We start from the raw sequence: 22,751 nt of genomic DNA on the forward strand, positions 1-22,751 counted from the left end.
AGTCACTTCCCCTTAAACCCAAGTTCACGTCGCACTTCGATTGGAATCTTCGATACATTCAATTTTGCCTGGGCGTCACCGGTCGATCCCGTCCAATGAAATATCCCATTGCGATCCTCAGTAAACCGATGAATATTTCCGTTTGAATCAATAGCATAGCGGTCGTCTCCATCGCCCGGAACCGATGAGTTGAAAAGATCTAGAGAATTGCGAGGCTCTGTTCCGGCGTTCCAATTATTTCCCGGTGCCCCCGGTGTATGTTTTGGATTCGATTTTACCTGCAAACCATTGTCAGCAGTCACCGGTTTGGGAATTGGCAGGCGATTGTCTCCCTCGCCTTTCGATGCAAGCCATGTATCAACCAACCCTGCAACGTCAGTTGGAAGAATTCCCGCAATCGCATCGAGTATCGCCTTACCAGCCGCCACCGGATTAATCAACGGACCGGTTTTCGCGGTCGGATCAAGCTCGGTCCGGTTATCGACAATACCACTGTCGTCTTTCCCGCGCGGCGACCCAAAGTATCCGCCCAATGGTGGCAGCGGCCCTGTTGGGGCAATCGAAAATTGATTGTTTTCGCCCTCAATTTTGGCGGCCCCCGCCGCCGTCGCGATATCCTGACCCGATATCGCTGCAACCCCGGCAACCAAGCTCGACACGAGGTTGTCGCGAGCTTCACGCTCCTCTGAAGACATATTGGTCGTCGGAGCCATCAAGCTTCCGATCACAGAGCTTGCTGCAGCCCCCATCGCGCCAGCGCCGCACGCTTGACCGCCGGCCGCCCCGCCAGCACATCCCACGATCGCATGAAGTGCTGCGCGCGCCTCGTCACTACCAAGGCCATCGGCGATTTGCTTGACTTGATTCGCACCCAACTGTTGCACGTATGCAATCGTCGCATTTTGCGCGAGTTGACCCATACCTCCCGTTACGTTGCTACCGGCCGCAACCGTAAGCGCGGTCAACACCTGACGATACGTGCCGCTCGGTCCCCACTCTGCGGCCAACTGATCGGCACGTTGTTGGGCCGCTGCTCGCTGCTCCGGCGTGAGATTTGGATCTTTTGCCGCCGCTTTTGCCGCATCCGCTTCCTTTGCCCGGTTGGCCACGAAGGTGCCAGCTTGATTCACAAACTGGCTCGTGATGTCGAAGCCAGCCTGAATCTTGTCCTTGTCGAAGATTGGCGCGAGTGCGCCACCCGCGTTCGATGTATCTCGATTGACGCTGGCGGCCGTTTCGTCAGCGGTTTTGCCCGTTATCTGCTGTTGCTTGACGTTATCGGTGATCTTGAGCGAGCCGCCGCTGATCCCGCTACGTGTGACCGAACTCGCATCATCTGACGCACCGAGCACGACAGGGGACGCGACTGCTAATCCGCTGCCGGTCTTCGGCAAGTCGGTTCCTGCCACCGGATTCACGTTATCGGCCGTGCCTTTCTGGTTCTTACCGATGCCACCGCCGTAACCGCCCGACATTCCGACCGACGACGCGTCGTAGGACGCATGGTTCCGGATATCGCTCGTCGTCAGCGTGGCCGTTGTCAGGCTGTTCACACCGTTCTGTACAGCCTTGTCGTTACTCGCGATCAAGCCGCCTTTCAGGTCCGTATTGCCTTTGACGTTGACTTGGAACCCACCGTTGCCAGCCTTGATGCCCGACTGTTCGGCAACCGCCGCGTAGTCGCTGTTCATCTTTTGCTGACTGATGTTGCCCGATACACTCGACGGTCCGGCACACAACGGCGGAACGCACACGCTAACCGACACCCCTGCGCCTTGCTGCTTCGAATTGTAATGGTCGGTGTCCTGCAAGCTCTCTATGTTCAGGTTGCCGCCTACGTCCGCGACGACTTGCTTGCCGGACGCGACTGCCCCCTTGATGTTCGTATCGCCGCCGGATTGAATCGTGAGCGTGTCGCCTGCCGCAACGTGCGTATTCGTCCAGGCGGTCGAATTACCATCGCTGTTTCCGCGATTCCCCGCGACGCCGGCCGTAAATGCGATGCCGGTCTGCTTGCCGCCACCGATCGATACCCCGACACCAAAACTACCACCGCTATTCTTCAACGATTGGCTGCTGGTGCTTTCAGGCGCTTGCAGATTCACATTGCCGTCAGCGGCGAGCTTGACGTTCCCTCCAGCCGAAATCGTGCTTCCGATCACATCGACGGTGCTATCCGCACCAGCGCCGGTTGCCTTCACTGATACGTTTCGGCCGGCCGATACCGTACTACCGACTGCCGTACTAGCTTGCGATTGCGATTGATTGTCGCTCTTGCTCGCGCCTACGGAAATATTAACGCCGACTGTTTTTCCGAGCGCAGCGGGACCGCCGCCACCCGTTGCATCATAGGCGTTCTTCGCAGCGAGGCAAGTCGTTGCTGCTGCAAGCGCGGTCAAACGCGCATCGCCCGTGGTCTTGCCGGCTGCATCAACCATCTGCCTGCTGGTCTGCGCCAATGCGATGACGGGACTTGTCACGCCGACCGTCACGCCGGCCTGTCGGTATTGCTGCTGCTTCGCCTCGCTCATCGTGTCGTAAGCCGAGTCGATCTTCACAGACTTACCTTCGAGCGACACGTCGTTACCTGCGTGCAATGTGCTACCGGTCGCGTGCAGATCGTTCCCGGCGGCCACATTCAGATTACCGTTCAGCGAACCGACCATGCTTCCGGTATTCGACACTTCGGTGGAATACCGCTGATCCGTCATCGAGCGCGTACCGATCGACACGGACATGCCTCCATTCGACATGAGACCCGATTGTTTTTTCTCGAAGCTGTTGGCCGACTTCACCGTGTCGTGCGAGGTCGTGATACGGACGTCACGCGCCGCCTTCAGATCGACATCACTGGTGCCGACTACATTGCTGCCCTGAACTGTAATGTCCTTGCCTGATTGAATCCTCACGGTGTCGCCCGAAACCGTGCTTGCGACACCGATATTCGCTTGCGTGTCGTGCGATTCCCTGGTGGTCGAACCCGACACGAAACTGCCGCGCTTCGTCTGGACCTTCCTATAGCTGTCGTGTTCCTCGCGGCCTTCGTTGATCGTCACGTTACCGCTGCCGGTAATCGTGACACCGCCCGGCGCCGCGCTGTCGGCGCCCGAGGTAACCGACGACCCCGTCAGCGTGACATTACCTTTCGTCTCATCAGCAACGTTGACAGCCGACAGTGCTGCATTGCGACCAGCCGAAAAGGTCGTGCCTACAGCGGTTTCGTCGTAGGCATGATCGATTTCCTTGCGTGCGCGCCCGTCGGTCGCGACGTTATCGATTTTGGCGGTATCAGTGACCGTCGTCGCGGTGAGGTTGCCGCCAGCCATCACTGACAAATCTTTGCCGGCTGAAACGGTCGCACCTTTGAGTACCGTATCGTTACCGCTCTGCATGACGAGATTGCCGTCTGCCTTAATGCCGCTCGCCACATTTTTCGTGGTGGATTCTTCCCAATGCCGCTGATCGTTCAATTGCATCGATTGGTTTGTGGTCGACTGAACCGTATCGACGTTGATGTTACGGCCGGCCAATGCCATCGCATCGCCGCCAGCCGACAGATTTGCACCATGCAGCGTCAGGTCGCGACCAGCCTGAACGGCAAGACCACCCGTTGCCGCGATCGTGCCTTGCTGGCCGCTTAGACTCGTGCTGATATTGCTCGCACCCGACGTGCCGGTTGCGCCAACCGTATCGACCAACGTCGTGTTGACGATATCGCGGCCCGCCAGCACGGCAATCCGATTGCCGGTAATCTGGCCTGACGCATTCACCACATCATTGCTTGCCGACACGACCGTTGTACCGTTCGTGCCTCTGCTCGAAATCGTACCGCCACGATTCAAAATGTCCGTCGCCGTCAGCACGGTTTTCGTGCCGCCCTTGATCACGCCGGAATTCGTCGCGCTACCCGTCGCATGAATTTCAACGTCGTCCGCCGCGATCAGCGCGCCAGTCGGCTGCAGATCGTTCGCATGCGTTTGCGCCATGTAAACGACCGGAGCCAGCACATGCGTCGTGCTGCCGTTCGGCAACGTTACTGTCTGATCGACCAGCCATACGATATCGCTCGTCAGCGCATCCATTTGCGCGGCCGTCAGCGCCATCCCCGGCACCAGACCGAACGCTTTTGCGTAATTCGCCCCGTTCGTCATCAGCGCGCGATATTCATCCTCGGCACTCGCGTAGCCCGGCAAGAAAGTGCGCCCCGTCAGTTGCGTGATCTGATTGCGCACCATCTGCTGCTCATACATCCCGTCACCCAAACGCTTTTCGATGCTCGCCGGGTTCAGGTTCAACTGGCCGAGCATGTAGTCGCTCGAAATGAAGTTCGTATAGCTCTGCAGGCGCGGATCGGTCACGATCAGGTACGGCTGACCAGGTGCGTCGTGAATCGAATAAAGACCGCTCGTCGGCAACGTGATCGGCAGTGCGCCCGACGCATTCGCGACCGATTGCTGTGCGCCAACCGGTGTCGATGACCCGCCTGCGGCACCCACTGGCGTCAACTTGCCACCGGATACGCCCTCATTGGCCGAATTATTTCCAAGCGTAGCGCCAGTCGCGCCAGTCGAAGAATTCTGGGCTGCAACGTTCTGGTTGTTGACATCCCTCGCGTCGATGATTACCGACTGGTTGGCGATGATCGTGCCGCCTGTTCCACCAATGGCAACCGGCGCATACACCTTCGGAGGCTGAACGATCGTGCCGCGATCCTGCGTCGTATCCTCGTTCCACGCGTACATCGACACGATGTTGTCGGTCTGATACTGATACAGCGTCCGCCCGACGTTGTTCACGACGGTGCCACTGTAGCTGCCTGAACCTGCACCGCCGGACACATCCGCATCGCCGATCTTGATCGAGCCGCCCGCCGCGATCGAGCTGTATTCGTTGTTGATCGTGCCGACGTTCTTCATCACGATGTTGTTGCCAGCAACAAGTTGCGCCTGTTGCGCCTGGCTCTTCACCTTGTCCTGCTGAACCGTGGTCGTCGTGTCTCGCCAGATTTCGACACGCTGATAACCGTTGTGGCCGTCGCTGCGTGTCGTGTATTCCGTATCCGGAACGTAGTTGACGTGCGGATCGTACGCATCCCAATAGTTGACCGTAACCGTACCGTCCGCGTTGGTCGTCAGCGTGTTGTAGTAAATCGTCTGCTGCTTGCCGTTCACGTTCACGACCAACACCTTGTCAGTCGCGCTCGGTCCGGACGTTTCCGATACAACCTGCGAAGGGCTATAGGTTGACGTGAGCGGCGTCTTATAGCCGTTGACCCACATTGCCTGCGAGCACCCGCCGTTCGGGTCCGCGTTCATCGTCGCGCAAACGATGTATTTCTGACGCTTGGTTTCGTGCTTGCTCGCCGTGCTCGTGGTTTCGGTGGTCACCTCCGGAGCCGGACGCGTGTTCGTGAACGTGCCAGCCGCAAGTTCGATACTGCCTTGCGCTTCCATCGCGGACTGATCGTTCAAGACATTTTGCGTACGGTTCGCGAGCAACCCGTTCGCGTCACGCTGACCGTTGGCGGCGATATTGATGTCGCCAATACTGAAGACGTTCGCGCCGCCCGTGTTCGACAACTGGTTGGACGCGTACAAATTCACCCGTTCGGCTGCGGCGATCACCGCCGCTGCACCGGTATTGTTGATCGTGCTCGCATTGGCGGTGACTTCGCGGCCGATGATCGTCGCGGCGTTGTTCAGCGTCGCGCTGTTGGTGGTGACCGTATCGCCTTCAATGCGACCTGCATTATCGATCGTGCCGCCGTCCGCGTTGACCGTCGTCGTGCTGGAATTCAGATCAGCGCCTGCTTGGTTCTCCACGTTCGCGGCATTCACCGTCAGCGCGCCGTTGGCGTCCAGCACGCCCTGGTTCGTCAGCTTACCCGACGTGGAAAACGTGAGGTCGCCGTTGGCATGCAACTTGTTCGCCGTGGTCTGCGTGTAGTCGCTCGCGAGCGTCACCGCACCGTTTCGGCCCGCTACGATCGACCCGTCGCCGCTCAACGCGCTTGCGGACAACGTCAGGTCCTGATCGCTGCCGATAACGCCGTTCTGGTTGGCAAACGTGCCGGCCTGGATTGAAATACCGCCGCCGCTGCCTGCGTCGTTACCAATTTTGCCGGACGTGTTGTCGATCGATGCGGTGTTCAGTGACAGCACGCCGTTTGAACGAATCGATCCGGCCCGATTCGACAGCGCTGCATTTACCGCGCTCAGCTTGAGGTTGTTCGCAGCTGACAGCACACCGCTCGTATTATCTACGTTGCTTGCAACGTTCAGCGTCAGATCGTGCCCGGACAGCGTCTGACCACCTTGAGCGTTCGTCAAGGTTTGCGCGGTCAGCGTAACATCGCCGTTTCCGCCGATCGTACCCGCACCCGCTTTGCCGGACGCGTTCGTGTTCGTGATCGACGCGCCGCCGTCGATCGTCGTTGCACCGCTGCCGATATTCGCGATACGTCCGTCGCTGTTGTCGACGTTGCTTCCCGACAGCGCGAGCGTCGAATTCGTGCCGTTCGCTTCGATTTGCCCTGCAGTGTTGTTGACCGCGCCTTGTGCTCGCAGCGACAGATTCCCGTTCGCCTGAACAAGACCGGCTGCATTCGCCATCGTACCGTTCGACTGCACCGAAAGCGCTTGCCCTGCTAGAAGTGAGCCGCCGGAATTATCGACACTGCGTGCCGACACCGAGACGTCCCCGTTGCCGCCAATGGTGCCGCCCGCCGTATTCGTCAGCGCGTTCGCCGTCGTGACCGACAACGCGCTCGTGCCCACGTTTTTAAGCGAGCCTCCGTCGTTAGCGACACTGTCGGCCGTCACTGAAACGCCATTGTTCGCTTCGAGCGTGCCCGCACGGTTATCGACAGCGCCCTGGGCCTTCAACGTAATGCTGTCCGCACCGACGTAGCCGCCCGCATGGTTATCGAGCGACTGCACATCGAGCGCCGCCTGTCGCTGCGCGGCCAGCGTACCTGCGCTATTCGATACGGCTGTCGCTTTCAGGCTCAACGCGCCATTGGTCGCGATCGCGCCACCTTGGTTCGACAATGCGCCAGTCGAAATCGACAGCGCAACGGTTCCGGCGTGAGTGATTTTCCCGTGGTCATTGATCAGCGTTGCGGGCGTCAGGTTCAGGTCGGTGCTGTTGGTCTGAACAACGCCGTTGCTCGAATTATCGAGTGTGTTCGAGACGGCGACATTCATTGCGCCAGTCCCTGTTTGTGTAATGGTACCGCCGCGGTTCGACAAATTCGTCGCCCCGAGCGACAACTGCGCTGCCTGTACCGAACCCGCATCGTTGCTCAGCGTCGCGGCATTCACGGTCGCGGATTGTCCGGCCGTAATGCTGCCCGAGCCGTTCGTCAACTGCGCACCCGCATTGATCACCGCGTTTTGTGCAGCCGACAACGTGCCGCTGCCGTTGTCGAGCGATTGCGTGCCGACGTTCAGATTCGTTTGTGCACTGACCGTGCCGTGGTTCACGACGCTGCCCGATTGAATCTCCACGCCGCCGTTACCACCGATGACACCGCCTTGTGCACCGAGTGCGGTCGTACCGGCCGCATTCGTCAGTTGCCCCTTCGTCGTAATGGACAGACCGTCCGAATTCAGCGACGTAACGCGGCCTGCACTATTGTCCAGCGAGCTCCCCGAAATATTCATTCCGGCTGCGCTCTGAATCGTGCCCTGGTTGTTCGCGATTGCACCGCCGCGCACCTGCATCGCATTTTCGGAAACGAGCGTGCCGCCGTGATTCTCTATTGCGCCGTTCGACTGCACATTCAGCGGACCTTGCGCCGATACCTTGCCACCCTGGTTCGAAATACTGCCCGCGGTCAACGTTGCATTGCCTTGGCTCGACAGCGTGCCGTGATCGTTGATCAACGCACCCGCTGCGTTCACATCGAGAGCGCCCTGCGCACTCGTTGTCGCATTCGAGAGAGTCAAGTCCCCGGCGCTTGCGTTCAGCGACACGTTACCGTTCGCGGCCGTCTGGCTACCCGCGAGGCTCACGGCAGCACCTGAAATCGACGCGCTCCCACCCGCGACGTTCTGCCCGCTCGCCGTCAATTTCCCGGCGCTCGACAAATTCAGATCGCCGCTTGTCCCGACGGAACCATCGTTATTGACACCCGCGCCGAGCGTCCCGGTCGAATTGATGCTGCCCGCGCTGACCGTCGCATTTTGCTGTGCAGCGAGCGTGCCGCTGTTCGACAGCGTACCGGCTGCTGAAACGTTCGCGCTCTGTTGCGCATACGTCGTGCCGCTGTTTTGAACGCTGTTTGCGGCCGCCGTGAGATTGCCGCTTGCGGTCGTCTTGCCAGTCAGTACAAGCTGACCGTTCGATTGCAGCGTCAGGTCGCCCGCTTGTGCCGCGATCGTCCCGGCGTTCGCGACACCAACACCGAATTCGTTCGATACGAGAAAGACCCTGTTCGTGTACATACCGCCAAGTTGGCTCACGTCGATTGCGATCGCCGGTGCCGCACCGTCGCCAACGATTGGTGTCGCCGCCAGCGTGCTGTGGTTGACCTGGTTCGCACCCGCGACGACGTTCAGGTTCTTCGCGTAAATGGCTGCATTGGCCTGTACCGCGCGCGAAATCAAGTCGACCTGATCGACATTCGATACATTCAGTCCCGCACCGCCGACGGAAATCAGGCCGCGCGACACGTTGAAGCCACCGAGCGAGCCGTCGGCGCCGTAATACGGCGTGCCGGTGGTGAGAACGGCTCTCGACGTATTGATGAACCCGCCGCCGTCAACCTGAATACCGGCACTGTTCGACAGGATCACTTCGGCACGATTGCCCGCGACCTCGACGTACCCTCGCAGTTGCGACGGCGCATTGCTGTTGACCTGGTTGACGATGATCCGCGCAGACTGGCCCGCACCGAAGTTCGGGTTGCCGTTGATCATCCCCGCCTGCTGCGTGTTCACGATCGTCGGCGAGTTGTTCAGGATCGCGCCCGGTTTTTGTACATCGAACTGGTTGTACGTGTTCACCGACACGCGGGCGCCAGACGGTGCGGCAATATTCACTTGCGGTATGCCGTTCTGCGTCTGAATCACGTGCGTACTCGTGCCCGGAGTCGGCGCGATTTGCGCAAAGCTGAACAACGGCACACCGAACAATAATGCAGCCGCCATCGCGATCGGTTGCCAAACGATCCGCAACCCCGCCAAGCCCGACGGCGCGCTCACGCCTTTATTCCCGACCGCACGCGGTGAACTACCGTTTTCCTGAACGGCGATCATCACGCCGCGCACGCGATTGAATACAACCCGATAGCATTTCTTGTTCATTCTTCGTTGACGCGCACTGCGCCCCTACTTGCAGTCTTATTTGAATACAGCGCAAATAGGACCGAACTTAATTCGCCGTCTGATCTTTAACGCGCTTGCAACGGATAGTCAGAGCGACAACGCCTCTCGTGCGCGTCGCGATTGAGAAACAGCGCTCGCAATGGCCCCGCTCATCCACTGCGCGATCCTAGCAGAAGCGATCCCCGTGCATTGTCAGAAATGATTAATGCGATACGCAAAGCATCGGCTTTTTCTTTGCAAGTACTGGAAATTTTCAAAAAACACTCAAGAATTAATGTTTTATAATGTTTTCAGAGTGTTAATTATGAGATGGAAGCGACTTTATTGGGATAAGCGCATCGCAATTTTAGACACAGTGCCAATCGTTCGATCGCGGCCAGATACCCATGATAGGGTCGGCCGAATCATTGCGAGATAAATGGCGATGGTGCCGTGAAATTCGTTGGTCGAAAATACACGAATCAAGATAGGACAATATGCGCTCTCGAGCGCCGAAGCATGCAACCGCAGCTACATCACTTCGACAACGTCGCCCGCACCGTATATTCGCCTTCCAGCCCATCGTGATCGGGCCGCACGAAGTACCGCGACGAATCCAGATCGGCCGGCAGCGGCTCGACCGGATAACCGTGCTTTTCCCACGCATCGAGGCCGCCCTTCAGCGCCCGGATGTTGTGGATCATCTTCTTGCGCTGCATCTTCGCGATCAGACGCTTGGCCGTGGCCTCGTTCGGGCATACGCAATAGACGACGATCGGCCGCTTCAGCACTTCCGGGTCGAGCAGGTCCGGGGAATCGAGATCGACCGGCAGCGCGCCGGCAATCCGGTACGGCTCGCGTTCGCGAATCGCTTTCGGCCGCGCATCGAAGATCAGCGGCGGTTCGTCGGACGTCATCATCTCGACGAGCTGCGGCGGCGAGATGCGTACCTGCGCGAGATAGCGGCGGAACTGCACGCGGCGCACCCAGCGGTACAGCAGGAACGTGATGAAGATCGCGAGGAACGCGTCGAGGATCGTGCCGCCGCTCGCGCGTACCCACAGCACGAACTGGACGATCTGGTCGTGAATGGCCGCGCCGCCGATCAGCCAGAACGCCGCCCACAGCGACGCGCCGGCCAGATCCCAGAACAGGAACACGCCAATGCCGATCGCGGTCGTGCCGAGCAGCGGCGCCGACACGAGGCCGAGACCCGGCAGGAATTTCGACAGCACGAGCAACGGCGCGCCGTACCTTTCGAATACGTTACGGGCGAAGCGCAGCGTCGTGTCGAGCGACAGCGAGAAGCGCACGAGGCCATTCAGCAGGCGCCGGCCGCGCGTACGGCCCATGAAGAACCACAGCGAATCGGCCAGCATCGTCGCCCCGATCGCCGCCGCGAACATGCTGGCCCAGGACGCCTGCCCCATCGCCGCCATCGTGCCGCCGAGAATCAGCATCGGCACGGCCGGCACCGGCACGCCGAGCTGCGTGATCAACACGCTCGCGAAGACGGCCCACGGGCCGAGCGACGATGGAATAGCAATCGGAAAGTGCCACACGGCGGCGCTCCTGGAAGACATGCGGGCCGCGCGACAGGGCCGTCGGTACGGCGGCGCAACGGCCGCCGCGGCATGTCCGCGACCGACCGGTGCATCCTGCGCATTCTAAACGGGTTTGGCCGCGCTCGCGCGGAACACCGACCATCGGCACGGGCTTCGCGCCCGGCGTGACTCGGCCGTGACAGTCACACGTCCGAGCGCGGCGCGAGCTGCGCGACGTGTTCCGCGTAGTCGGGAAACTCGGCCGCCAGCGCGGCCGCATCCGCGAGCTCGAATTCCGCGAATTCGAACCCCGGCGCCACCGTGCAGCCGACGAGCGCGACATGCTCGGGCGATGCACAGCGCGCGCCGAACCAGCTTCCGGCCGGCACGACCGCCTGGAACACGGTGCCGGGATGCGTGAGCGGGTTGCCGAGCCGGTGGATCGTCAGCCCGTCGCGCGCGTCGAGTACCCACACTTCGATCGGGTCGCCCGCATAGAAATGCCAGACCTCGTCGGAGCGGATGCGATGCCACGACGAATACGCGCCGTCGCACAGCAGATAGTAGATCGCGGTCGATGCGGCACGTCGCGCGCCATCGGCCGGGCGCACGACCGAATCGGTCGCGCGGTAGGTTTCACGGAAATAGCCGCCTTCGGGATGCGGCTGCAGGTCGAACTGGCGAATCAGGTCGGTCGCGGAAATCGGCATGGCGGATGACGTCGGTAAGGTTGGAAACCGGCATTCGGCGGCCCTTCCGGTCCGTCCCGATTCAGGCGACCGGTGCCGCCGGATGTCCGTGCGTCGATCGCCGCGGCCATGCGCGCGGCGAACAAGCGGACACCGGCCGATGCTGCCAGAACTGCGTGCCGGGACGCAACCGTCGACGCTCGATCGCTCACCGCCAAGACTCCCGGCGGCCCGCCCCGGCACGCGGATCGTGCCGATATCCGGCCAGGCACGCGAGGCAGCCCGCTGCCCGCAGATGCACGGGCGGCATCGCCAACCGTACCGCCGTCGATTACGCGGTCGCCGACGCCCGCGCCTCGCCGTGCCGCACCAGCAGCACGGGCCGGTCGGCCGCGCGCAGCAGCGATTCCGCCACGCTGCCGAGCAACAGCCTGCGCAGTCCGTGCCGGCCGCTCGTGCCCATCACGATCAGGTCGGCGTCGGCTTCGGCCGCCGTGCGCATCAGCACCGCCGCGATGTCCTCGCCATACGCGTCGAGCGCGCGCACCGTGCCCCGCACATGCTGCTGCGCGAGCGCCGCTTTCGCGTCGTCGAGCACCGGCGTCGCGGCATCGGTCGCCGCGACATCGCCGTCGCGCTCGGCGGCGAAGCCTGCGTCGACGTCGACGAGCTGCGGCCGATGTTCGACGACGTACGCACAGGTCACTTCGCCGCCGGACGCCGCCGCGATCCGGATCGCCTCGTTCAGCGCGAGACGCGCGCTCGGGCTGCCGTCGAGCCCGACGAAAATCCGCTTGTACATGGTCCGTCCCTCCGACCGGGCGCGCATCGCGCGTTGCGCGACCACGGCCCGTTGCCGCAAGCCGGCCCGGCGCCGGCTTGCCTGCCGAACAGTCTGCCCCACGTGCCGACACGCGGGTTGACGCGCATCAAGCGGGGCCGGCGCGCCCCTGCTTCACGCCGTTTGCCGCGATTTCAACCGACCCCATTACAAAAAACGTGTAAAACGCGCACAATTTCATCTTCAAAATAGTCGTTGCACGCAGCCGGTGCGAGGTTTTCCGGTTGTGCCGCCCTGCCCGAGCGCCTTGGGTAGCCCGAACAACAGAATGGCCATCGAATGACCGCCAGTGGAACCCCGACGCGTGGCGCCCGAGGGCCCGCGCCCCTGCAGATCATGTTACGCCAGCCGCTCGCGGCCGGCGTCGTTGCGCTGTGCGCGGGCGCGGTGTTGTCGCTCGGCGTCGCGCTGCTGGTGCGCGAGCAGTGGCAAGCCGCCGTTCATACGCGTTTCGAACGCCGCACGGCGCACGTGACCGCGATGCTGCGCCACGAACTGCAGACCGGCGTCGCGGTGCTCGAAGGCGCGCGCGGCGCGTTCGGCCTCGTCCCGACCATGACGCCCGAGCAATGGCGTCGCTATGCGGAGACGCTCGATCTCGACAGCGCCCGCTCGCCGGTCCGGCAGATCGGCTATGCGCCGCTGACGCCCGCGGCGCGCAGCGCCCTCGCCGGCACGAAACCGCCGCCGGCCGGCCCGCTCGCGGCAGCGACGCTTAGCGCCCCCGCGTCGAATGCGCCGGTCGAGCGCTTCGGCGCGTCCGACGCGGCGCCGCTCGCGCATGCGCTGCGGACCGGCGATATCGCGCTCGGCGTTCATTCGGCCGACGACGATACGTCCCGCGACGCCCGCACGTTGACGCTGTTCCTGCCCGCGACGGCCTCGTCGCTTGCGGCGGCCAGACCGTCCGGCGCGCGCGAAACCGCCGCCGACGGCGTACTGTTCGCGGCGTTGAGCCCGCGGCGCCTGCTCGAGCGCGCGCTCGATACTGAACGCGGGATCGACCTGTGGATGAGCGCCGGCGGCGATCCGCGCGCGATCGCCAGCGTCGAGACGACGACCGACGAAGCGTCGGCGTCGCCCGACCTGATGCGGCGCACCGACATGCTGAATTTCGGCGGCACCGCGCTGACGCTCGCCTATTCCGCGGACGGCCGGCCGAGCGCGACCGGCGCGCAGCGTGCGGCCGGCACCGTGCTCGCCGCCGGGCTGATCGCGTCGTTCGGGTTCGCGGCGCTCGTCCATGCGCTGCTGCGCAGCCGCGCCGATGCCGGCGCGAGCAGCCGCGGCCTCCTCAACGAGGCACGGATGATGGGCATCATCCGCTCGTCGATGGAAGCGATCATCACGATCGACGAGAAGCAGACGGTCGTGATCTTCAATCCGATGGCCGAGCAGGTGTTCGGCGTGTCCGCGATGGAGGCGATCGGTGCGCCGCTGTCGCGCTTCATTCCGGAGCGGTTCCGCGCCGCGCACGCGAAACACGTCGACCAGTTCGGCGTGACGGGCGTGTCCGAGCGGCAGATGGGCCGCCAGCGCGTACTGTTCGGGCTGCGGGCCAACGGCGAGGAATTCCCGATCGAAGCGTCGATCTCGCAGATCCGCGACGCGTCGGGCAAGCTTTATACGGTGATGCTGCGCGACATCACCGAGCGGCTGCGGGCCGAGAACGCGCTGAAGCGATCGCGCGAGGAATTGCGCGAACTGTCGGCGAACCTGCAGAACGTGCGCGAAGAGGAGAAGACGCGCATCGCGCGCGAGCTGCACGACGACCTCGGGCAGCAGCTCACCGCGCTGAAGATGGACCTGTCGGTCGTCGAGCAGCAACTGCGCACGCCCGGCCGCGCGCACCCCGACGATGGCGTGCAGACCCACCTGCAAGGCATGCGGCGGCTGATCGACGCGACGGTCGCGTCGGTGCGGCGCATCGCGGCCGACCTGCGGCCGGTGATGCTCGACGATCTCGGCCTCGTGCCCGCGATCGAATGGCTCGCGAACGATTTCACGAACCGCTACGGGATCGATGTCGAGCGCCACATCGAGACGGGCGGCCTCACGTTCACCAGCGCGGGCGCGACCACGCTGTTCCGCATCGTCCAGGAAGCGCTGACGAACGTCGCGCGCCATGCGGATGCGACGCGCGTGGCGTTGCGGCTCGACGTCGAGGAAGGCTTTTGCGTGCTGCGCGTCGCGGACAACGGCCGCGGCGCGGCGCCCGGCGGTGCGGCCCACGAAGACAAGTCGTTCGGCCTGATCGGCATTCGAGAACGCGCACACATGCTGGGCGGCACCGTGACGATCGACACCGCGCTCGCGCGCGGCTTCTCGATTACCGTCGCGTTTCCGCTCGCCACCGTTCAACAGGACACGCTCATCACATGATCAAGGTGCTCATCGCCGACGACCATACGCTCGTACGCGACGGTCTGCGGCACATCCTCCAGAACGCCACCGGATTCGAGGTGGCCGGCGAGGCCTGCGACGGCCCGTCGACGATTGCGCTGGTGCGTGCGACGCCCGCGCAGGTGCTCGTGCTCGACCTGTCGATGCCGGGCCGCAACGGTGTCGAGCTGATCAAGCAGATCAAGGACGAGAAGCCCGCGCTGCGCGTGCTCGTGCTGACGATGCACGCGGAGCAGCAGTACGCGGTGCGCGCGTTCCGCGCGGGCGCGTCCGGCTATCTGACGAAGGAAAGCGCGAGCGCGGAGCTGGTCGGCGCGGTCACGAAAGTGGCGTCGGGCGGCGTCTACGTGAGCCTGGCGATGGCCGAGCAGTTCGCGCAGAGCCTGAACGAGCCGGCCGAGACGCTGCCGCACCAGCGGCTGTCCGATCGCGAATTCGACGTGTTCCGGCGAATCGCCGCGGGCCAGACGCTGACCGAGATCGCGAATGCGCTGTGCGTGAGCGCGAAGACGGTCAGCACCTACAAAACCCGGATCCTCGAAAAGATGCAGATGCCGCATGAAGCGGCGCTCGTGCGTTACGCGATGCGGCACAAGCTGCTCGACGAAACGGACGACGTGTAACGGCGACGTGTAACGGACGACGTGTAGCCGGTGCGGCGCGGGCCTCGGCGGGCCCGCGCATGGCGGTTACTTCGCCGGCACTGGGCACGCGAGGTCGCCCTCCTCGCAGGCGAGATAGCCCTTCAACGTTTCGGTGCGCGCTTTCGTCAGATCGTCGAGGCAGGTCGATACGACCATCGGGTATGCACTGCCGCCCTCGACATTCGCGCTCGAGAAACGGCACTCCGCATCGCGGTACGCGATCCACGCGCGCTGCGCGCTCACGAGCTTGTCGGCAAGCGGCTGCGCATCGCGCAGGCGCGCGGTGACGGCCTGGTAGGTCCGGTTCAGTTCCCCGTCGGATTTCTTGTACGCGCGATCGGCACACGCCGTCATCGTCGCCTGATCCGTCGCGTCCGCGCAATTCGCCTGCGCATGGGCGACGCCCGCCACCAGCGCCAGCGAGCTCAGCAGACCGGTCAAGACACGCATGGATGCTCCTTTGTTGTTCGTTGAAGTGTGGAACCCGGTGCCTTGTCGCGCCCCGTGTGCATGGGCCGCGCCACCGCGCCGACATCGACCGCGATGCTAGCGCACGCGCCGCGGATTGTCAGCGGGTCGGCGCGGCGAGAGACGTGACCGTTCACGGCAAGGTATTGCTGAATCGGCGCCGATCGGTGACCGGCGTGTCGCTCATGCAAGCCGCAGGCTATTTGCGAACGGTTCGGCCGACGGCAATTCGTGCGTTGCCGTACTCGATGAAAGAGATGCAAAAAGCCCGCACACGATACGTGTGCGGGCTTTTCCGATACGGCTTCGGCCGCGGCCTTCGGGGCCGCGAGACAACAGCCGGCTCAGTGACCGAAGTACACCGACGAGCGGTCGCTCACGGCCGGCACGACCGCGCGCTGACCCGACTGCGACGTCGCGACCGGGTTCGAACCATAGCCGGTTGCGTCGGCTTGCGCACCGGCGTTCTGCGCGGCCGCGATCTTGGCCTGGGCGGCCTGGATGTTTTCCGGATAGTTGATCCAGTCGTTCGGGTTGTAGCCGGCCTTTTCGAGCTGAACCAGTTCGGCGCGCACTTGCGCGCGCGTCAGCGGCTGCTGGTTCGATTGGGCGAACGACACGACCGGTGCGGCCACCAGGGCGGCCAGTGCAACTGCCTTGATCAGCGATTTCATGATGCGTTACCTCCAGGATTGTTTTGTCAGGCGCTTCGGACTCGGAGTCGTTGCGCATGAGTGAAAGTCTAGGAGGCTCGACTATCAGGGTAAATACTTAAATCGCAAATTCACTGTTGACCGAAACCGTACAATCGCACGGGAATAGGTTAATTCATCAGACGATTATCGACGTTCGTGCACCGAATACCGCGATAGGGTGACGGCCGTGCGCGGGCCAGGCGTCAGCGCAGGCGGTCGATATCCGCCGACGCCATCTGCCTGTCGAACAGCAGTGCCTTGAGGCGAATCAGGTCGGCGGCGTCGATGTCGTCGAACGCCGCATGGTGCAGCGTCAGCGCCGGCACCGCCGGATCGGCATGCGCGGCCCGCACCGTGCCGGCGAGCGCCAGCCGCTCGACACGGCCGCCGGTTTCGTACGGCAGCATCACGCACAACGGCTCGCCGGGTGCCGCGATCGCCCGGCCGACGGCGATCGACAGACCGCTCAGGCTGAGGTCGTGCACCACCCCGATGCTTTCCGCTTCGTCCGCCGCGCCGCGGCAGCCGGCCGCGATGCGCACCGGCACGCGCGGCTCGGCGCGCGTGCGCAGCCGGTCGACGAAACCGGGCGGCGACAGGATCATGAATGGCGCCGCGCCCGACGCCTGCACCGATTCGACCGTCGCGCCGAAACGGGACACCGCGGCGCGGCCGACCGCCACCGCTTCGACGTCGTCGCCGCGCGCGAACTCGAGCGCGGTGGCGGGCTGCGGCTCGACGAACAGCGCCCCCGACGCGCCGACGCCGATCAGCCGGCACCGCTGCAGCGCGCGCGCCGTGCCGACCCGCCGGCGGATGCCGATCGCGGCGCCCGCCGACAAGCCCATGCGCGTGGCGGGGGCGCCCGTCGCCGCGGACGCGCGTGGATCGGTGTCGGCGGCGTCGCGTCGGCGCACGGGGCGGAAATGGTCGAACAGGAAAGCGTGCTGCGCCGGGTCGGCCAGCGTCGTGCCGGCCGGCAGCAGCGCGGCGCCGTCGGCGTCGTAGAGGTCGAAGCCGAGCGGGACGCCCACGGAAAGGTCGTCGCGCGCGAGCGCGGCATAGTCAGTGGAAAGTCGCATCGGAGAAGCGCGGGGGCGACCGCGCGAGCTATCGTGACAACTTGATTACGGCAGCATCGCGCGGAATCTGAATGGCTTCGTCACTGCGAAGCGCCGGTCGAGTCAGGCGCGGCCGGCGCCGGCTCCGGGATCGGCGGTGGGGCCGGCACGGCCGAAGGGGCGGCGCCGACACCGGCGCCGCTTCCGCTCGTCGTACTCGCGCCCGCGGGCGGCTGCGCAGGCTGCGGCGGCTGCGATGCGCCCGACGACAGCGCCGCGGCCGACGCGGCTACTTCCGACGCCGGCACCCATTCCTCGACGATGCCGCCGGACGCGGCATCCGGCGCCGACGCGGCCGACGCTTCCGACGCCGCCCCTTCGTCGGTCTCGGCCGGGCGTTCGACGCGCGGCGTCCTGACCGGCGCGGACGCCTTCTTCGGCTCGGACGGGAACCACGTGTCGAACAGGTCGGTCACGCGCTCGCGCAGCGAGCCGAACCAGCCCGGCGACGGCTCGGTATCGAATTTCGCCTTCGTATCGACGATCCGGGCGCGCTGCGCGCGCTGGAAGAAATCGCCGACGATCGGCAGCGCGCTGTGCGCGCCCTGCCCCCAGTAATCGCTGCGCAGCGTCACGCGGCCGTCGTCGAACCCGACCCACGCGCCGGCGACGAGGCCCGGCTGCATCAGGATGAACCAGCCGTCCGCATTGTCCTGCGTCGTGCCGGTCTTGCCGGCCACGTCGCCGCGCACCCCGAAGCGCGTGCGGATGCTGCCGCCCGTGCCGCGCGTCACGACGTCGCGCATCACGTCGAGCAGCATCTTGTCCGTTTCGGCGTCGAGCGCGCGCTCGGGCGGCGCCGGTGCGTACTCGGCGAGCACGTCGCCCTGGCGGTTCTCGATGCGCGTGACCATCTGCGGCTCGACGTACAGCCCGCCGTTCGCGATCGTCGCGTACGACGCGACCATTTCCTTCAACGTGACGGGGCTCGTGCCGAGCGCGAGCGACGGCACGCGTTCGAGCGGGCTTTCGCGCACGCCCATGTCGCGCGCCAGCCGCGCGACGGCGCCCGGCCCGACCTTCTCCATCACCTGCGCGGTGATCCGGTTGCGCGACAGCGCAACCGCGTCGCGCAGCGTCATCGGCTTGCCCGACGGCGGCACGTCGTCGTTCGGCCGCCAGATCTCGCCGCCCTTCAACGGGATCTCGACCGGCTGGTCGATGAACGTATCGTCCGGCTTCATCCCGCTCGCGAACGCGGCGCCATAGACGAACGGCTTGAACGTCGAGCCCGGCTGACGCCGCGCCTGCGCGACGTGGTCGAACGGCTCGCGGGTGAAGTCGCGGCTGCCGACCCACGCGCGAATCTGCCCGTCACGCGGGTCGATCGCGAGGAAGCCGGCCTGCACGTCGGTCTTCGCCTTGCACAGCGCGTGCAGGAAGCCGCGGTCGGACGCGAGCAGCTTCATCGCCGCCGCGTCGTCCTTGCCTGCGTCCTGCGCGGCCTTGTACTCGGCCGATTCGCGCATGAAGGTGCGGAACACCTCGTTGTCGGTGCCGCAGCCGTCGCGGCCGCTCCATGCATTGTTCGCGATACCCTGCAGTTGATTGCCCTGCAGCGTGAGCGCCTGCGTCGCCATCTGCTGGAGCCGCGAGTCGATCGTCGTACGGACGATCAGCCCGTCCGAGTAGATGTTGTAGTCGTTGCGGTCGGCCCACGCGATCAGCCATTTGCGCAACTGCTGCGCGAAATGCGGCGCCGGCCCCGGCGGCTCCTTCTGGCGCTCGAAGTCGATGCGCAGGGGCCGGCGTTGCAACTGCGCGAACTGCGCGGGCGACAGCTTGCCGTACTTCACCATCTGGCCGAGCACCGTGTTGCGCCGCTGCAGCGCGCGCTCGGGGTTCAGCACCGGGTTGTAGTAGCTGTTGCCTTTCAGCATCCCGACGAGCGTCGCGCTGTCGAGCACGTCGAGTTCGTCGGCCGACTTGTCGAAATAGGTGCGCGCGGCCATCTCGACGCCGTACGCGTTGTACAGGAACGGCACCGTGTTCAGGTAGGTCTCGAGGATCTGGTCCTTGCTGTAGACGGCCTCGATCTTCAGCGCGGTGATCGCCTCCTTCACCTTGCGCGTGAGCGTGGGCGCGCGGCCGATCTCGTCCGGATACAGGTTGCGCGCGAGCTGCTGGGTGATCGTCGAGCCGCCCTGGCGGCTGCCCGAGAACGTATGGAGCGCGGCCGACGCCGTGCGCTTCCAGTCGAGTCCGTGGTGTTCGTAGAAGCGGTGATCCTCGGTCGCGATCAGCGCGTCGACCATGTGCGGCGAGATCTGCTTGAGCGCCACCCATTCGCGGTTCGACGGCTTGAATTCGGCCAGCAGCTTGCCGTCGGCGGACAGCACCTGCGCGGGCTGGTCGACGCGCGCCTTGCGGATGTCGCCGATGCCCGGCGTGAACGGGATGAGCACGACCACGTACAGCGCGAACAGCGCCGGCACGGCGGCGGCCGAGAGCAGTACGCCACGGCGCGTCGGGCGGCGGACATGGCGCCACGCGGTGGCGGCGAGAGGCTTGAGCCGCGCGACGGCGGCCGCTGCGACGGGTTGGGCGCGCGCGACCCATCTGGCGCACAAGGCACGCACTGACGACACGTTTCGGCGATTCACGCGGGTGGAGCTCGGCTGAAAAGGCTGCATCGTACCAAACTCGCGCGGCCGACCCGCGGCGGCCTTGCGCCGGCACACGCGCCGCGGTGTTGCGGCGGCGCTCACGCAAAAAAGGCGCGTGTCCGGCAACCGGAACGACGCGCCAAACCTGGTGCGACGACCTGAACGCCGCGCGAAGGGGGCGTAACGGGGACCAATGGGGGGCGACCGGCGCCCCGGCTCAGCGCACGAGAAATCCGTACGTGAGCGGATCGCGCTCGTCGACGATCCAGTTCGCGAACCCGCAGATATGCGCGCTGCCTTCCACTTCCGGGATCACGGCCGGGAGGCCGCCGACCGTCGTTTCGCGCAGCACGCGCCCCTTGAAGACCGTGCCGACGATCGATTCGTTGACGAGCGTGTCGGCCGCCGCGAGCAGTCCGCGCTGGTAGAGCTGCGCGACGCGTCCGCCGGTGCCGGAGCCGGTCGGCGAGCGGTCGACCTCGCGATCCGCGAACACGCAGCAGTTCGCCTGCGTCGAACCCGCGTGGCGCGGCGCGTTCGCGATGATCGTGCCGTAGATATGGTTGATTTCCGGGATCTCCGGATGCACGACCGGATACTTCGCGTTCGCGGCCGCCTTCACTTCCGCGCCGAAGCGAATCAGTTTTTCGACCGCCGATTCGCGCACCGGCAGGTCGAATGGCGCGCCGTCGACATAGAAATAGAACGCGCCGCCATACGCGATGTCGCCGGTCACGGTGCCGAACGAGGGCGTCTGAACCGACACGTCGCGTTGCCAGATGAACGACGGCACGTTGACGAAGCGCACCGGCCCCGCATGCTCGCCGTCCCACTGGACGAACGCCTCGATGAAGCCGCACGGCGCGTCGATGCCGACCCGCGTCTCGGGCACCGTGCGCTGCACCCAGCCGAGCTCGACGGCCGCTGTCGACAGCGCGATCACACCGTGTCCGCAATGGTCGCTATAGCCTTCGTTGTGCACGAAGATCACGCCGAAATCGGCATTAGGCGACACGGGCTCGGTCAGATAGCCGCCATACATGTCGGCATGGCCGCGCGGTTCGAACATCAGCGCGCGGCGGATTTCGTCGGCATGCGCCTTGAGCCATGCGCGGCGCTGGACGATCGTCGCGCCGGGCAGCCGCGGCAGCCCGCTCGTGACGATGCGAAACGCTTCGCCGCCGGTATGCACTTCGACGGTGGAAAGGGATCGGGAAATCTTCATGACGAATTGGATGCGTTGAAACGAAGGACGGCGGCCGGGCCGCCGTCCGGTGACGGGATTACTTCGCGTACGGTTCCGGCAGGCCGTTGCGGATCACGTAGACGGTGGTCGGCGCGCCTTTCAGGTCGCCGTTCGCGTCGAACGAATAGGTGCCGGCGACGCCCGCGTAGTTCGACTTCGCGAGCTGCGCGCTCAGCTTCGCCTTGTCGGTGGTCGTGCCGGCCTTGACCATCGCGTCGGCGAGCAGCTTCACGCCGTCGTAGTAATTGACGCCGTAGACCTGCGTATCGGTGTGATAGGTGTCGTGGTACTTCTTCAGGAATGCGCGCCCGGCCGGCGTCTTCTCGAGCGCGACGCCGCCCTGCGCGCAGTAGACGATCGACGCCGCCTCGCCCGCGACCTTACCCATGTCGGCCGAACAAATGCCGTCACCGCCGAGCAGCTTCGCCCGCAAGCCGCGCTGCTTCATCTGCTTGGCCATCGGCGCGCCCTGCGCCGCATAGCCGCCGAGGAAGATCACGTCGGGGTTGGCGGCCTTGATCTTGGTGAGAATGCCGAGGAAGTCGGTGGCCGACGAATTCGTGTATTCCTGGTCGACGATCTTGATCCCGTTCGCCTTCGCGACGTTCATGAACTGCTCGGCGACGCCCTGCCCGTATGCGGTGCGATCGTCGATCACGGCGGCGGTTTTCGCGTTCAGCGTCTTCGCGGCGAACGTGGCCATCGTGCCGCCGAGCTGCTCGTCGCTCGCGCCGATCCGGAAGATGTTCTTGAAGCCCTGCTTCGTCAGCGCCGGGTTCGACGCGACCGGCAGGATCGGCACGCCGGCGTTCGAATACACGCGCGACGCGGGGATCGCGACGCCCGAGTTGTACGGCCCGAGCACCGCGACGACGCCCTTGTCGACGAGGTTCTGCGCGACCTGCACGCCGGCCTTCGGGTCGGCCTGGTCGTCTTCGGAAACCAGTTTGAAGGTCACGGTCTTTCCGCCGACCTTCACGCCAGCCTTGTTGAGCTCGTCGACCGCCAGCCGCGCGCCGTTTTCATTGTCCTTGCCGTTGGCGGCCTGCGGGCCCGTGAGCGGCGCCGAATGGCCGATCATCACGACCTCCTGCGCATGCGCGGAAGTCAGCGCGCCAGCGGCGACGGCCACCGAAAGCGCGGTCACGAGGTGTCGCATGATGTCTCCTGATTGGTTTTGTGTGAA

The 22,751-nt window shown here is 64.5% G+C and carries 12 protein-coding genes; 2 read left to right on the forward strand and 10 right to left on the reverse strand.

The window, feature by feature from the left end; genetic code table 11:
- Nucleotides 1-2: 2 nt before the first annotated feature.
- The 4 genes from C5F75_RS23225 to C5F75_RS23240 form a co-directional block, all read right to left on the reverse strand.
- On the reverse strand, nucleotides 3-9,308 hold the full coding sequence (locus C5F75_RS23225; protein WP_081066606.1) for a hemagglutinin repeat-containing protein: 9,306 nt from the start codon (nucleotides 9,306-9,308) through the stop codon (nucleotides 3-5).
- A 536-nt stretch (nucleotides 9,309-9,844) separates the two neighbouring features.
- Nucleotides 9,845-10,870 (reverse strand): DedA family protein/thiosulfate sulfurtransferase GlpE, encoded by a 1,026-nt coding sequence (locus C5F75_RS23230; RefSeq protein WP_059574421.1) that lies wholly within the window; start codon nucleotides 10,868-10,870, stop codon nucleotides 9,845-9,847.
- A 185-nt stretch (nucleotides 10,871-11,055) separates the two neighbouring features.
- Nucleotides 11,056-11,562 carry a cupin domain-containing protein gene (locus tag C5F75_RS23235; protein WP_059574422.1) on the reverse strand — a complete coding sequence of 169 codons (507 nt, stop codon included), beginning with the start codon at nucleotides 11,560-11,562 and terminating at the stop codon, nucleotides 11,056-11,058.
- A gap of 310 nt (nucleotides 11,563-11,872) precedes the next feature.
- On the reverse strand, nucleotides 11,873-12,343 hold the full coding sequence (locus tag C5F75_RS23240) for a universal stress protein (protein ID WP_059574423.1): 471 nt from the start codon (nucleotides 12,341-12,343) through the stop codon (nucleotides 11,873-11,875).
- Between the two features lie 318 nt (nucleotides 12,344-12,661).
- Here C5F75_RS23240 and C5F75_RS23245 point away from each other — a divergent pair, with 318 nt between their 5' ends.
- The gene (locus C5F75_RS23245; RefSeq protein WP_059574424.1) at nucleotides 12,662-14,764 is read left to right on the forward strand and encodes a PAS domain S-box protein; all 2,103 of its coding nucleotides are present in this window, start codon (nucleotides 12,662-12,664) and stop codon (nucleotides 14,762-14,764) included.
- Nucleotides 14,761-15,408: a response regulator gene (locus tag C5F75_RS23250; RefSeq protein ID WP_006483707.1), complete on the forward strand. Its 648-nt coding sequence runs from the start codon at nucleotides 14,761-14,763 to the stop codon at nucleotides 15,406-15,408. The genes C5F75_RS23245 and C5F75_RS23250 overlap by 4 nt, the downstream gene beginning before the upstream one ends.
- 66 nt (nucleotides 15,409-15,474) lie before the next feature.
- Here C5F75_RS23250 and C5F75_RS23255 read toward each other — a convergent pair whose 3' ends face one another.
- The 6 genes from C5F75_RS23255 to C5F75_RS23280 all read right to left on the reverse strand — a co-directional run bounded on the left by C5F75_RS23255 (nucleotide 15,475) and on the right by C5F75_RS23280 (nucleotide 22,724).
- On the reverse strand, nucleotides 15,475-15,879 hold the full coding sequence (locus C5F75_RS23255; protein ID WP_059574425.1) for a lysozyme inhibitor LprI family protein: 405 nt from the start codon (nucleotides 15,877-15,879) through the stop codon (nucleotides 15,475-15,477).
- Between the two features lie 362 nt (nucleotides 15,880-16,241).
- Nucleotides 16,242-16,571, reverse strand: a complete 330-nt coding sequence (locus tag C5F75_RS23260; protein ID WP_027783001.1) for a DUF4148 domain-containing protein — start codon at nucleotides 16,569-16,571, stop codon at nucleotides 16,242-16,244.
- A 224-nt stretch (nucleotides 16,572-16,795) separates the two neighbouring features.
- A complete protein-coding gene (locus tag C5F75_RS23265; RefSeq protein WP_059574426.1) occupies nucleotides 16,796-17,674 on the reverse strand; it encodes a PilZ domain-containing protein in 879 nt (292 codons plus the stop codon).
- Between the two features lie 80 nt (nucleotides 17,675-17,754).
- Nucleotides 17,755-20,346: a penicillin-binding protein 1A gene (locus tag C5F75_RS23270; RefSeq protein WP_059574663.1), complete on the reverse strand. Its 2,592-nt coding sequence runs from the start codon at nucleotides 20,344-20,346 to the stop codon at nucleotides 17,755-17,757.
- 190 nt (nucleotides 20,347-20,536) lie between these two features.
- Nucleotides 20,537-21,544, reverse strand: coding sequence for a trans-3-hydroxy-L-proline dehydratase (lhpH, locus tag C5F75_RS23275; protein WP_059574427.1), 1,008 nt, complete (start codon nucleotides 21,542-21,544; stop codon nucleotides 20,537-20,539).
- A gap of 58 nt (nucleotides 21,545-21,602) precedes the next feature.
- Nucleotides 21,603-22,724 (reverse strand): branched-chain amino acid ABC transporter substrate-binding protein, encoded by a 1,122-nt coding sequence (locus tag C5F75_RS23280; protein ID WP_059574428.1) that lies wholly within the window; start codon nucleotides 22,722-22,724, stop codon nucleotides 21,603-21,605.
- Nucleotides 22,725-22,751 lie beyond the last annotated feature (27 nt).

Origin of the sequence: Burkholderia anthinoferrum, assembly GCF_002925705.1 — a bacterium.
Taxonomy (GTDB): Bacteria; Pseudomonadota; Gammaproteobacteria; order Burkholderiales; family Burkholderiaceae; genus Burkholderia; species Burkholderia semiarida.